The organism is Pseudomonas lyxosi (genome assembly GCF_047758685.1).
Lineage (GTDB): Bacteria > Pseudomonadota > Gammaproteobacteria > Pseudomonadales > Pseudomonadaceae > Aquipseudomonas > Aquipseudomonas lyxosi.
In genome coordinates this window covers 2,608,055-2,619,777 of record NZ_CP180481.1, presented here as the reverse complement: position 1 = coordinate 2,619,777, position 11,723 = coordinate 2,608,055, and the positions used below count along the sequence as shown (strand labels likewise).

At 58.0% G+C, this 11,723-nt stretch carries 15 protein-coding genes; 1 reads left to right on the top strand and 14 read right to left on the bottom strand.

What is annotated here, in order from left to right; genetic code table 11:
- Positions 1 to 10: 10 nt before the first annotated feature.
- The 12 genes from rlmN to trmJ all read right to left on the bottom strand — a co-directional run bounded on the left by rlmN (position 11) and on the right by trmJ (position 9,013).
- Positions 11 to 1,159: a 23S rRNA (adenine(2503)-C(2))-methyltransferase RlmN gene (gene rlmN, locus ACMXYI_RS12140; protein WP_059403385.1), complete on the bottom strand. Its 1,149-nt coding sequence runs from the start codon at positions 1,157 to 1,159 to the stop codon at positions 11 to 13.
- Between the two features lie 28 nt (positions 1,160 to 1,187).
- The gene (gene ndk, locus ACMXYI_RS12135; RefSeq protein WP_007916882.1) at positions 1,188 to 1,613 is read right to left on the bottom strand and encodes a nucleoside-diphosphate kinase; all 426 of its coding nucleotides are present in this window, start codon (positions 1,611 to 1,613) and stop codon (positions 1,188 to 1,190) included.
- A gap of 92 nt (positions 1,614 to 1,705) precedes the next feature.
- Positions 1,706 to 1,906 carry a Fe-S cluster assembly protein IscX gene (gene iscX, locus ACMXYI_RS12130; protein ID WP_008147746.1) on the bottom strand — a complete coding sequence of 67 codons (201 nt, stop codon included), beginning with the start codon at positions 1,904 to 1,906 and terminating at the stop codon, positions 1,706 to 1,708.
- Positions 1,907 to 1,920: 14 nt separating this feature from the next.
- The gene (gene fdx, locus ACMXYI_RS12125) at positions 1,921 to 2,262 is read right to left on the bottom strand and encodes an ISC system 2Fe-2S type ferredoxin (protein WP_033061467.1); all 342 of its coding nucleotides are present in this window, start codon (positions 2,260 to 2,262) and stop codon (positions 1,921 to 1,923) included.
- 2 nt (positions 2,263 to 2,264) lie between these two features.
- Complete coding sequence (hscA, locus tag ACMXYI_RS12120; RefSeq protein ID WP_415773374.1) at positions 2,265 to 4,127, bottom strand: Fe-S protein assembly chaperone HscA; 1,863 nt, start codon at positions 4,125 to 4,127, stop codon at positions 2,265 to 2,267.
- A 51-nt stretch (positions 4,128 to 4,178) separates the two neighbouring features.
- Positions 4,179 to 4,700 (bottom strand): co-chaperone HscB, encoded by a 522-nt coding sequence (gene hscB / locus ACMXYI_RS12115; protein WP_008070981.1) that lies wholly within the window; start codon positions 4,698 to 4,700, stop codon positions 4,179 to 4,181.
- A gap of 8 nt (positions 4,701 to 4,708) precedes the next feature.
- Positions 4,709 to 5,032: an iron-sulfur cluster assembly protein IscA gene (gene iscA / locus ACMXYI_RS12110; RefSeq protein WP_007903589.1), complete on the bottom strand. Its 324-nt coding sequence runs from the start codon at positions 5,030 to 5,032 to the stop codon at positions 4,709 to 4,711.
- A 34-nt stretch (positions 5,033 to 5,066) separates the two neighbouring features.
- Entirely contained in the window at positions 5,067 to 5,453 is a 387-nt protein-coding gene (gene iscU, locus ACMXYI_RS12105) for a Fe-S cluster assembly scaffold IscU (protein ID WP_003443374.1), read from the bottom strand.
- 84 nt (positions 5,454 to 5,537) lie between these two features.
- Complete coding sequence (locus tag ACMXYI_RS12100; RefSeq protein ID WP_415773373.1) at positions 5,538 to 6,752, bottom strand: IscS subfamily cysteine desulfurase; 1,215 nt, start codon at positions 6,750 to 6,752, stop codon at positions 5,538 to 5,540.
- 50 nt (positions 6,753 to 6,802) lie between these two features.
- Complete coding sequence (gene iscR / locus ACMXYI_RS12095; RefSeq protein WP_007903581.1) at positions 6,803 to 7,294, bottom strand: Fe-S cluster assembly transcriptional regulator IscR; 492 nt, start codon at positions 7,292 to 7,294, stop codon at positions 6,803 to 6,805.
- 169 nt (positions 7,295 to 7,463) lie between these two features.
- Entirely contained in the window at positions 7,464 to 8,240 is a 777-nt protein-coding gene (gene cysE / locus ACMXYI_RS12090; RefSeq protein ID WP_046054696.1) for a serine O-acetyltransferase, read from the bottom strand.
- Positions 8,241 to 8,242: 2 nt separating this feature from the next.
- Positions 8,243 to 9,013: a tRNA (cytosine(32)/uridine(32)-2'-O)-methyltransferase TrmJ gene (gene trmJ, locus ACMXYI_RS12085; protein WP_010457884.1), complete on the bottom strand. Its 771-nt coding sequence runs from the start codon at positions 9,011 to 9,013 to the stop codon at positions 8,243 to 8,245.
- A gap of 146 nt (positions 9,014 to 9,159) precedes the next feature.
- On the opposite strand from trmJ, the gene suhB reads away from it, so the two are divergent.
- Positions 9,160 to 9,975, top strand: a complete 816-nt coding sequence (gene suhB, locus ACMXYI_RS12080; protein ID WP_033061458.1) for a type III secretion system regulator SuhB — start codon at positions 9,160 to 9,162, stop codon at positions 9,973 to 9,975.
- A 157-nt stretch (positions 9,976 to 10,132) separates the two neighbouring features.
- Here suhB and ACMXYI_RS12075 read toward each other — a convergent pair whose 3' ends face one another.
- Together ACMXYI_RS12075 and secF are read right to left on the bottom strand one after the other, a co-directional pair.
- Positions 10,133 to 10,684: a glycine zipper 2TM domain-containing protein gene (locus ACMXYI_RS12075; protein ID WP_415773372.1), complete on the bottom strand. Its 552-nt coding sequence runs from the start codon at positions 10,682 to 10,684 to the stop codon at positions 10,133 to 10,135.
- Positions 10,685 to 10,804: 120 nt separating this feature from the next.
- Positions 10,805 to 11,719, bottom strand: a complete 915-nt coding sequence (gene secF / locus ACMXYI_RS12070; protein WP_415773371.1) for a protein translocase subunit SecF — start codon at positions 11,717 to 11,719, stop codon at positions 10,805 to 10,807.
- Between the last annotated feature and the right edge of the window lie 4 nt (positions 11,720 to 11,723).

Here is an 11,723-nt window from a genome sequence, read left to right as displayed (position 1 = left end):
AGATCCTCTCTTAATTATTGTTCGCAGCGTTCTGTGCGATATCGTTTTCGGCGCTTAACTCACGCACGGCGATATAACGCTCGCTGCGACGGGTGCGATCCAGCACCTGTCCTACCAATTGGCCACACGCGGCATCGATGTCTTCACCGCGGGTGGTGCGTACGGTGACATTGAAACCGGCATGGTGAAGCTGATCCTGGAAACGACGAATCGCGTTGTTGCTCGGACGCTCGTAACCGGAATGCGGGAACGGGTTGAACGGAATCAGGTTGATCTTGCATGGGATGTTCTTGAGCAACTCGATCATTTCGACCGCGTGCTCGACCTTGTCGTTGATGTCCTTGAGCAAGGTGTACTCAATGGTCAGTACGCGCTTCTCGCCCAGGGACGACATGTAGCGCTGGCACGACTCGAGCAGCATCTTAAGCGGATACTTCTTGTTGATCGGTACCAATTGGTTACGCAATGCGTCGTTCGGTGCATGCAGGGACAACGCCAGGGAGACGTCGATGTGCTTGGACAGCTCATCGATCATCGGCACCACACCCGAGGTAGACAGGGTTACGCGGCGCTTGGAGATCCCGTAGCCCAGGTCATCCATCATCAGATGCATGGCGGCCACGACGTTGTCGAAGTTCAGCAGCGGCTCACCCATGCCCATCATCACCACGTTGGTGATGGCACGGTCGGCGGTCGCCGGGATGCTGCCGAACGATTTATTGGCAATCCACACCTGGCCGATGACTTCGGCGGCAGTGAGGTTGCTGTTGAATCCTTGCTTGCCGGTGGAGCAGAAACTGCAATCCAGGGCACAGCCTGCCTGGGACGAAACGCACAAAGTGCCGCGTTTGCCCTGGGGAATGTACACGGTCTCGACGCAGCTGCCGGACGCCACGCGCACCACCCACTTACGGGTGCCATCGGTGGAGATGTCCTCGCTGACAACTTCAGGACCACGAACCTCGGCAATAGCCTTGAGCTTGTCGCGCAAGGCCTTGCTGACGTTCGTCATGGCGTCGAAATCATCGACGCCAAGGTGGTGAATCCATTTCATTACCTGACCGGCACGGAAACGCTTCTCCCCGATTGAGTCGAAGAATTTTTCCATTTCCAGCTGAGTCAGACCCAGCAGGTTGGTTTTTACAGTCGATGTAGTCATGGATTCACCTTCACTCTTAAGCCAATGCTTAGCGAGTGGTTACTTCAGTAGCTGCGAAGAAGTACGAGATTTCGCGAGCAGCAGCGGCTTCGGAGTCCGAACCGTGTACAGCGTTGGCGTCGATCGAATCAGCGAAGTCAGCGCGGATGGTACCGGCAGCAGCTTCTTTAGGGTTGGTAGCGCCCATCAGCTCACGGTTCAGAGCGATAGCGTTTTCGCCTTCCAGAACCTGAACGACAACCGGACCGGAGATCATGAAAGCAACCAGGTCGCCGAAGAAACCACGAGCGCTGTGCTCAGCGTAGAAGCCTTCAGCTTCAGCTTTGGACAGTTGCTTCAGTTTCGAAGCTACAACGCGCAGGCCAGCTTTTTCGAAACGAGTGGTGATCTCGCCGATAACGTTTTTTGCAACAGCGTCAGGCTTGATGATGGAGAAAGTACGTTGAACAGCCATGGTGTAACTCCAGAAACGGTAATTTGCGAAAAATTAAACCCGCGAATTATACGCGGGTTCTTTGGTATTGCCTAACTGCGTACGGCGCAGACTCAGTCTGCTTCTTCGATCCAGGCGGCCTGAATGGCTTCAAGCACCTTCTCGCCACCGCGGGTCGGATCATCACTGAACTCCGGCAATGCCAGCACCCATTTGTGCAGATCGACGAAGTTCACGTAACGCGGGTCCACATCCGGCTTGGATTCAGCCAGCTGGATCGCGATTTCCAGCACATCAACCCATTTCAGACTCATTTCAGTTCCTTGAATCAGTGCGGCGCTTCAGCCGCATGGTTGACCGAGTATTTCGGAATTTCGACAGTCAGGTCTTCATTCCCGACGATCGCCTGACAGCCTAGACGCGATTGCGCCTCCAGACCCCAGGCACGATCAAGAAAGTCTTCTTCCAGCTCATCCGCTTCTTCCAGCGAGTCGAAACCTTCGCGGATGATGCAGTGGCAGGTGGTGCAGGCGCAGACGCCGCCGCAGGCGCTTTCCATCTCGATATGGTGTTCGTGGGCCAGCTCGAGAATGGAAGTGCCAGGCTCAGCCTCCACAACCATACCTTCCGGGCAGAACTTCTCGTGTGGCAGAAAAATGACCTGCGGCATCGTTATTCCTCAATCTCATTCAGGTTGCGCCCCGCCAGCGCGGCTTTCACCGTCGAGTCCAGGCGGCGGGCAGCAAAGGCGTCGGTCACTTGCGACAGACGCTTGGTCTGCTGCTCGATGGCGTAACCATCGGTGCCTTTCATCAATTCGGTCAGTTCCTGCATCTGCAATTCGATGACCATGCGCTCTTCGGCGTCGAGCAAACGCTCGCCATCGACATCGAGGGCGCCCTGCACCGCTTCGATCAGGCGCTGGGCATCGACCTGCTGTTCACGCAACACCCGAGCGACCTTGTCGTCGTTGGCGTGCTGGAACGAGTCCTTGAGCATCTTGGCAATTTCGCCATCCGTCAGACCGTAGGACGGCTTGACCTGGATGCTGGCCTCAATGCCCGACCCCAGCTCGCGGGCGGAAACACTGAGCAGACCGTCGGCATCGACCTGGAAGGTCACGCGAATCTTCGCCGCACCAGCCACCATCGCCGGAATGCCGCGCAATTCGAAGCGTGCCAGAGAGCGGCAGTCGCTGATCAGCTCGCGCTCGCCCTGCAATACGTGAATTGCCATGGCCGACTGGCCATCTTTATAAGTCGTGAAGTCCTGAGCGCGGGCGACAGGGATGGTGGTGTTGCGTGGAATCACCTTCTCCATCAAGCCGCCCATGGTTTCCAGCCCCAGGGACAACGGAATCACGTCAAGCAACAGCAGTTCATCGCCATCGCGCTTGTTGCCAGCCAGGGTATCGGCCTGGATCGCGGCACCAATGGCCACCACTTGATCCGGATCGATTTCGGTCAACGGTTCGCGACCGAAGGCTTCAGCGACGGCTTCGCGAACGCGAGGCACACGAGTCGAACCGCCGACCATGACCACGGCATGCACTTCTTCCAGCTCGATGCCGGAATCACGCACAGCGCGGCGACAGGCTCTCAGACTGCGAGCAACCATTGGCTCGATCAGCGCATTGAAGGCTTCACGGGTCAGCTCGGCTTTCCAGTCGCCATAAGCGACTTCAACGGACGAGGTATTGGTCAGCGCTTCTTTGGCCGCACAAGCGGTTTGCAGCAAATTGCGTTGCGCACCCGGATCGAGGTCGGCGGACAGACCGGCGCCCTCGATGATCCAGCCAGCAATTGCGTGGTCGAAGTCATCGCCGCCCAGCGCGCTGTCGCCGCCGGTAGCCAAAACCTCAAACACACCGCCGGTCAGGCGCAGAATCGAAATATCAAAGGTGCCGCCACCCAGGTCATAAATAGCGACCAGGCCTTCAGCGTGTTGATCCAGACCGTAAGCCACAGCAGCGGCGGTCGGCTCATTGAGCAGACGCAGCACATTTAGACCGGCCAGTTTGGCCGCATCCTTGGTGGCTTGACGCTGAGCATCGTCGAAATAGGCGGGAACGGTGATCACCGCGCCGACCAGTTCGCCACCCAACGTCGCTTCGGCGCGCTGACGCAGCACTTTCAGGATATCGGCGGAAACTTCGACCGGGCTTTTCAGGCCTTGAATCGTGTCGATGAACGGCATGTGCGACTCGCCGCCGACGAAGCGGTACGGCAGTTGATCGCCCAATTGCTTGACGTCGGACAGACCACGACCCATCAAGCGCTTGACCGACAGCACAGTATTCAAAGGATCGGTGGCAGCAGCCAGCTTGGCCGACTCGCCGACTTCGATGCGATCGGCGTGATAGCGCACGGCAGACGGCAGAATGACCTGCCCGTCAGCGTCAGCCAGAGGTTCGGAAAGACCACTGCGCAATGCAGCGACCAGCGAATTGGTAGTGCCCAAGTCGATCCCCACAGCCAGACGACGCTGGTGCGGTTGAGGACTTTGGCCGGGTTCGGCGATCTGCAGTAGGGCCATCGTTATCAGGACTTATCTGTATATCAGGCGTGCGACCGGAGCGGCACTGGGTTAATCGTCGAGGCGCTCTTCTAACTGGCGCACTTCGTAGGTGAGCTTGTCGAGGAACTGCATGCGCCGCATCAGGCGTTCAGCCTGCTCACGTTGCGCCGCATCATCCCAACAGGCTGCGAAGCTTTCGTTCAGTTCATCCTGCGCAGTCTTCAGGCGACGCTTGAACACCGCAACACCCGCCAGGTCGGCGCTGTCTTGCAGATCTTCGAGCTCTTCACGCAGCTCCATCTGCTGCAGAAGAAACTCCGGATCATGCACCGTGACCTCCAGCGGCAGCTCGCGACCGCCCATGGCGAGCAAGTAACGCGCGCGCTTTGGGGGACTTTTGAGCGTCTGGTAGGCCTCGTTGAGGCTCGCGGATTGCTCTAGCGCCAGCCGCTGCTCGCGCTCGGAAGCGTCTGCAAAGCGGTCCGGATGAACACCGCGCGCCAACTCACGGTAGCGCGTGGCCAACTGATCGAGATCCAGACGGAAGCTCGGTTTCAGCTCAAATAAAGCGAAATGACAAGGAGTACCCACGCGCAGCCTCAGATGTTGAAGCTTTCGCCGCAGCCACATTCACCGCGTACGTTGGGATTGTTGAACTTGAAGCCTTCGTTCAACCCTTCCTTGACGAAATCGAGTTCGGTGCCGTCCAGGTAGGCCAGGCTTTTCGGGTCGATGATCACTTTCTCGCCGTGACTTTCGAACACCTGATCCTCTGCAACCACCTCGTCGACAAACTCCAGCACGTAGGCAAGGCCGGAACAGCCTGTGGTGCGAACACCCAGACGAATCCCTTCACCTTTGCCGCGCCCGTTGAGGGAGCGTCGCACGTGTTGAGCAGCCGCTTCTGTCATGCTGATAGCCATCGGTGACTCCTTACTCGTCGCCAAAACTTGAAAGTCAGATCAAGCCTTTCTTCTGCTTGTAGTCGCGAACGGCCGCTTTGATAGCGTCTTCAGCAAGTACGGAACAGTGAATTTTTACTGGCGGCAGAGCCAGTTCTTCGGCCAGCTGAGTGTTTTTGATGGTCTCTGCTTCATCCAGAGTCTTGCCTTTCATCCACTCGGTCGCCAGGGAGCTGGAGGCGATAGCCGAACCGCAACCGTAGGTCTTGAACTTGGCGTCTTCGATGATGCCTTGCTCGTTGACCTTGATCTGCAGACGCATCACGTCGCCGCACGCCGGAGCGCCGACCATGCCGGTGCCGACATCAGGGTCTTCCGCGTCCATCTTGCCGACGTTGCGCGGGTTCTCGTAGTGGTCGATGACCTTTTCGCTGTAAGCCATGATTCTTAATCCTCACTCATCAGAGAGTCGCTCTTAAGCCCTGAAAACCTGCGTCTTACAGGGCCGGTTTGCGGCGACTTGAAATCAGTGTGCCGCCCACTCGATTTTCGAAATGTCGACACCGTCTTTGTACATGTCCCACAGCGGCGACAGAGTGCGCAGCTTGGTAACGGCCTCGCAGACTTTCTGCGCGGCGTAGTCGATTTCTTCTTCGGTGGTGAAACGACCGAAGGTGAAGCGAATCGAGCTGTGTGCCAGTTCGTCGTTGCGGCCCAGGGCGCGCAGTACGTACGAAGGCTCAAGGGAAGCCGAGGTGCAGGCCGAACCGGACGAAACCGCCAGATCCTTGAGCGCCATGATCAGCGACTCGCCTTCAACGTAGTTGAAGCTCAGGTTCAGGTTGTGCGGAACACGAGCGGTCATGCTGCCGTTGATGTACAGCTCTTCCAGGCCTTCGACCTGCTTGAAGAAGCGGTCGCTCAAGGCCTTGATGCGGATGTTCTCGGCAGCCATGTCTTCCTTGGCTACGCGGAAGGCTTCGCCCATGCCGACGATCTGGTGGGTCGCCAGGGTGCCGGAACGCATGCCACGTTCGTGACCGCCGCCATGCATGGTCGCTTCGATGCGAACACGCGGCTTGCGGCTCACGTACAGTGCGCCGATGCCTTTAGGGCCGTAGGTTTTGTGGGCAGAGAACGACATCATGTCGACTTTCAGCTTCGACAGGTCGATATCGACCTTGCCGGTGGACTGAGCAGCGTCAACGTGGAACAGGATGCCCTTGGAACGGGTCAGTTCGCCGATGGCTTCTATGTCGTTGATGGTGCCGATTTCGTTGTTCACGTGCATGACCGAAACCAGGATGGTGTCGTCGCGCAGGGCGGCTTCGATCATCTCTGGAGTGACCAGACCATCAGTGCGAGGCTCGAGGTAGGTGACTTCGAAGCCTTCACGCTCCAGTTGGCGCATGGTGTCGAGGACAGCCTTGTGCTCAATCTTGGTGGTGATCAGGTGTTTGCCTTTGGTGGCATAGAAATGCGCCGCACCCTTGATTGCCAGGTTGTCGGACTCGGTGGCACCGGAGGTCCAGACGATTTCACGCGGGTCGGCGTTGACCAGGTCAGCGACCTGACGACGAGCGTTTTCGACGGACTCTTCAGCTTTCCAGCCGAACACGTGAGAACGGGACGCCGGGTTACCGAAGTTTCCGTCAACCAGCAGGCATTCACTCATCTTTTGCGCTACACGCGGATCAACCGGGGTGGTCGCAGAGTAATCAAGGTAAATCGGCAATTTCATGGACTATCTCCTAAATCAGGCTGGCTGGCGTGCCGCTAGCTCTTTGGCTGTCATTCGACGGCGGACGCTTCAATCTTGTCCAGGCGTGGCGCCTTGCTGTTGCAACGGCGCTGATCCTGACGCTGGGCTACTTCTTGTACCTCACGGCGAGTGACAAGGTCAGCCAAGCTGATACCGCTGAGAAATTCGTGAATCTGCAGGCTCAGATCGCACCACAAGTGGTGGGTCAGACAGGTGTCGCCTTGATGGCAATCACCTTGGCCCTGGCATTTGGTGGCATCGACCGATTCGTTCACCGCATCGATCACCTGGGCAACCTGGATACCCTGCATGTCGCGCGACAGCTGATAGCCGCCGCCTGGACCACGGACGCTGGAGACCAGATTGCTGCGGCGCAATTTGGCGAAGAGCTGTTCGAGGTAGGACAGGGAGATGCCTTGGCGCTCGGAGATATCGGCCAGGGACACCGGCCCGTGCTGCGCGTGCAACGCCAGGTCAAGCATGGCGGTTACGGCGTATCGGCCTTTTGTAGTCAGTCGCATGGACAATTACCACGGAGTTCAGAATGGGGCGAGTATGCAATTCCCGAGTATTTAAGTCAACTATAAGACCTAGTGCTTTAGTCAGGATTACCCGCAAAAGAGCGCGCGCATCATAGCAAAGGCTGGCCGCGAACAGCCAGCAATTGCTTGCGAAGGGGCCAGCCCGGAATTAGCTGGCCTTGCTTTCATCTTTATCCTTCACGCAGGCGAAGTCCTCTTCGCGCAACTCAGGCAGATCCTTGGCGCAATAGTTGCTGCCCAGATCCTTCAGCGCCCCGCACATCCCCTCCAGACGGCCATCAACCGCCTGCAAATGATCGAGCAACTGATTGATGGCACGCGCCACCGGGTCCGGCATGTCTTCACCAACACCGTAGGCATCGAAACCGATCTTCTCGGCCATGGCCTTGCGCTTGGCGTCCTGCTCTTCATCGGATTTGACGATGATCCGCCCCGGAATACCGACCACTGTCGCCCCGGCCGGCACAGCCTTGGTCACCACGGCGTTGGAACCGACCTTGGCCCCCGCACCAACGGTGAACGGGCCGAGCACCTTGGCACCCGCACCGACCACAACCCCATCTTCCAGAGTCGGGTGACGCTTGCCCTTGTTCCAACTGGTGCCGCCAAGCGTCACGCCCTGATAAAGGGTGACGTCGTTGCCGATCTCAGCGGTTTCACCGATGACGATGCCCATGCCATGATCGATAAAGAATCGACGACCGACCTTGGCGCCCGGATGAATCTCAATCCCGGTCAACCAGCGACCGAAGTTCGACACCAGTCGCGCCAGCCACTTCCAACCCATACCCCACAGGGCAGACGACAAGCGATGGATCCAGATAGCGTGCATACCGGGGTAGCACGTCAGAACTTCAAAGGCGTTGCGCGCTGCCGGATCACGATGGAAAACACTCTGGATATCTTCACGCAAACGCTCGAACATTTTTAATCCTTCCGCTTAAGAAGCTCGCCACGGGCCGCTTTCTGGGTTTCCGTGAGGATGCCACGCAATATATTCATTTCCGCCCGGCTGACCGAGCTGCGTCCGTACAACCGGCGCAGGCGCGCCATCAAGTGCCGTGGTTTTTCCGGATCAAGGAATTCAATGGCCACCAGGGTTTGCTCCAGGTGCTCATAGAATCGCTCCAGCTCATCCATGGTCGCCAGCTCACCACTTTTGGTGGACGCCACTTCATCCTTCTCGACCTTGCTCGGCTGACCTTGGGCCGCGAGCCAGGACATACGCACTTCATAGCTCAACACCTGCACCGCTGCCCCAAGGTTCAGCGAACTGAACTCAGGGTCTGATGGGATGTGCACGTGATAATGACATCGCTGCAGCTCTTCATTGGTCAGGCCGGAATCTTCACGACCAAAGACCAAGGCAATCTCGGCACCCGATGCGGCCTCCTCGACCACTTTCACACCGCATTCGCGGGGATCGAGCAACGGCCATGGAATGCGACGGTCACGGGCGCTGGTACCGAGCACCAGATTGCAGCCGACCAAGGCATCTTCCAAGGTGGCGACGACTTGCGCGTTTTCAAGGATGTCACCGGCACCGGAAGCACGAGCATCGGCTTCGTGATGCGGGAACAACCGCGGTTCGACCAGCACCAGCCGCGACAGGCCCATGTTCTTCATGGCACGCGCAGCCCCGCCGATATTCCCGGGATGGCTGGTATTGACCAGGACGACACGAATGTTATGCAGCAAGGGAGGCGCTCTCGAACACAGAAATGGGGAGCAGAATCTTACAGTTCATCCTACCGTTAAGCTACGAAACCGAACACCGACCTTCACCTGTAGAAAAGTTCTGATAGAATGCCCGGCTTTCTTTAACAACCTTAGGTGACACATCCATGCAGCCCATGCTGAATATCGCGCTGCGCGCCGCCCGCAGCGCCAGTGAATTGATCTTCCGCTCCATCGAGCGCCTGGATACCATCAAGGTCGACGAAAAAGACGCCAAGGATTATGTATCCGAGGTGGATCGCGCCGCCGAACAGAAAATCATCGATGCGCTGCGCAAGGCCTACCCTACCCACGGCATTCTCGGTGAAGAAACCGGCATGCACCCGGGTAGCGGCGAAGGCGAAGACTACCTGTGGATCATCGATCCACTGGACGGCACCACCAACTTCCTGCGCGGCATTCCTCACTTCGCCGTCAGCATCGCCTGCAAATACCGCGGTCGCCTGGAACACGCAGTTGTTCTGGACCCGGTTCGCCAGGAGGAATTCACCGCCAGCCGTGGTCGCGGCGCTCAACTGAACGGTCGTCGTCTGCGCGTCAGCGGCCGCACCAGCCTGGACGGCGCCCTGCTGGGTACCGGCTTCCCGTTCCGCGATGACCAGATGGACAACCTCGACAACTACCTGGGCATGTTCCGCGCCCTGGTTGGCCAGACTGCCGGCATCCGCCGCGCCGGCTCGGCGAGCCTGGACCTGGCTTACGTAGCGGCCGGCCGTTTCGACGCATTCTGGGAGTCGGGCCTGTCCGAGTGGGACATGGCTGCAGGCGCACTGCTGATTCAGGAAGCAGGCGGCCTGGTGAGCGACTTCACCGGCGGTCACGACTTCCTTGAGAAAGGCCACGTTGTTGCCGGTAACACCAAATGCTTCAAAGCAGTACTGACGGCCATCCAGCCGCACCTGCCGGCCTCGCTGAAACGCTAAGCGAGCAGCCACAAAAAAGCACCCCTCGGGGTGCTTTTTTTATGCCTGAAATTTGACCCCGAAAACACCACAGGGTCTCGTGGTGACTCGAACCTGCATTCCAGGCACAAAAAAGCACCCCGCAGGGTGCTTCTTTTTGAATCTGAATTTCAGCTATTTACTGAGCCGGCTCATTCTGCCCCAGGATCAGCTTGCCTTCCTTGTCGACCGGAATCTGATTACCCGGATCGCGATCCATCCGCACTTTGCCTTCCTTGCCATCCAGCGAATAACGTACGTCGTAACCTACAACCTTGTCGCTGATGTCATTCACCGTATTGCAGCGCGTTTGAGTCGTGGTGTAGGTATCACGATTCTGCATACCTTCCTGGACCTTGTTGCCGGCGTAACCGCCGCCGACCGCACCTGCAACGGTGGCAATCTTCTTGCCCGTACCGCCACCAATCTGATTACCCAGCAAACCACCCGCTACGGCACCCAGAACTGTACCCGCGATCTGGTGCTGATCTTTCACCGGCGCTTGCCGGGTTACTGCAACATCCTTGCATACTTCACGTGGCGTCTTGATTTGTGTCTTGACCGGTTCAACGGCCAGAACTTGCGCATACTCAGGGCCGCTTTTTTTGACCAGGCTGTAGGTGGCAACAGCACCCCCGGCCGTCACACCAACAGCACCCAATACTGCACCAACCAGCATCGACTTGTTCACATGAACCTCCTGACCATCACATGCGGGACAAGCCCGCGCTTCTCCCAGCCTTGGAGCATAAAAAAAGGCGCGAGTTCAATACTCGCGCCTTTTCGGCCGACAGCTGGAAAACGATAGCCGTTATGGGCGGTCGTCGACTTCCTTATCGGTAGCCACTGTAGGAATCAGATCCTCAGTGCTCAGGTTCAGCCAGATCAGCACGACGTTGGCGATGTAGATCGACGAGTAGGTACCCGCCAACACACCGATAAACAGCGCAATGGAGAAGCCGAACAGGTTGTCGCCACCAAAGAACAACAGGGCCGCGATCGCCAGCAAAGTGGAGATCGACGTTGCCATGGTCCGCAGCAGGGTTTGCGTGGTCGAGATGTTGATGTTGTCGATCAAGGACGCCTTGCGCAGCACACGGAAGTTCTCACGAACCCGGTCGAATACCACGATGGTGTCGTTGAGCGAGTAACCAATGATCGCCAGTACCGCCGCCAGCACCGTCAGGTCGAAGGTGATCTGGAAGAACGACAGGATACCGATGGTCACGATCACGTCATGGATCAGCGAAACGATCGCACCGACCGCAAACTTCCACTGAAAGCGGAAAGCCAGGTAGATCAGGATGCCGCCCAACGCCATCAGCATGCCGAGGCCGCCTTGGTCGCGCAGCTCTTCACCGACCTGAGGGCCGACGAATTCGACGCGCTTGACCGTCGCCGGGTTGTCGCCGCCGACTTTCAGCAGCGCTTCTGCCACTTGATGACCCAACTGCGGATCTTCACCCGGCATGCGCACCAGCAGATCGGTAGTCGCACCGAAGCTCTGCACGATTGCCTCGTGATAACCCGAAGTGGCCAGTTGCTCACGCACCTTGGTGACATCGGCCGGACGCTCGTAGGTCAGCTCGATGAGCGTACCGCCGGTGAAGTCCAGCCCCCAGTTCATACCCTTGGTGGCGACGCTGAACAATGCCAATGCCGTGAGGAACAATGTGACGCCGAACGCAAAGTTGCGAACGCCCATGAAGTTGATTGTACGTAACATGGCA

Bases quoted from the DNA above. Each gene is read 5' to 3' on its own strand.
- iscA (WP_007903589.1), bottom strand. From the start codon at position 5,032: ATGGCTATCAGCATGACAGAAGCGGCTGCTCAACACGTGCGACGCTCC.
- suhB (WP_033061458.1), top strand. From the start codon at position 9,160: ATGCAGCCCATGCTGAATATCGCGCTGCGCGCCGCCCGCAGCGCCAGT.
- iscU (WP_003443374.1), bottom strand. From the start codon at position 5,453: ATGGCTTACAGCGAAAAGGTCATCGACCACTACGAGAACCCGCGCAAC.
- rlmN (WP_059403385.1), bottom strand. From the start codon at position 1,159: ATGACTACATCGACTGTAAAAACCAACCTGCTGGGTCTGACTCAGCTG.
- hscA (WP_415773374.1), bottom strand. From the start codon at position 4,127: ATGGCCCTACTGCAGATCGCCGAACCCGGCCAAAGTCCTCAACCGCAC.
- secF (WP_415773371.1), bottom strand. From the start codon at position 11,719: ATGTTACGTACAATCAACTTCATGGGCGTTCGCAACTTTGCGTTCGGC.
- cysE (WP_046054696.1), bottom strand. From the start codon at position 8,240: ATGTTCGAGCGTTTGCGTGAAGATATCCAGAGTGTTTTCCATCGTGAT.
- ACMXYI_RS12100 (WP_415773373.1), bottom strand. From the start codon at position 6,752: ATGAAATTGCCGATTTACCTTGATTACTCTGCGACCACCCCGGTTGAT.
- ndk (WP_007916882.1), bottom strand. From the start codon at position 1,613: ATGGCTGTTCAACGTACTTTCTCCATCATCAAGCCTGACGCTGTTGCA.
- fdx (WP_033061467.1), bottom strand. From the start codon at position 2,262: ATGCCGCAGGTCATTTTTCTGCCACACGAGAAGTTCTGCCCGGAAGGT.
- iscX (WP_008147746.1), bottom strand. From the start codon at position 1,906: ATGAGTCTGAAATGGGTTGATGTGCTGGAAATCGCGATCCAGCTGGCT.
- iscR (WP_007903581.1), bottom strand. From the start codon at position 7,294: ATGCGACTGACTACAAAAGGCCGATACGCCGTAACCGCCATGCTTGAC.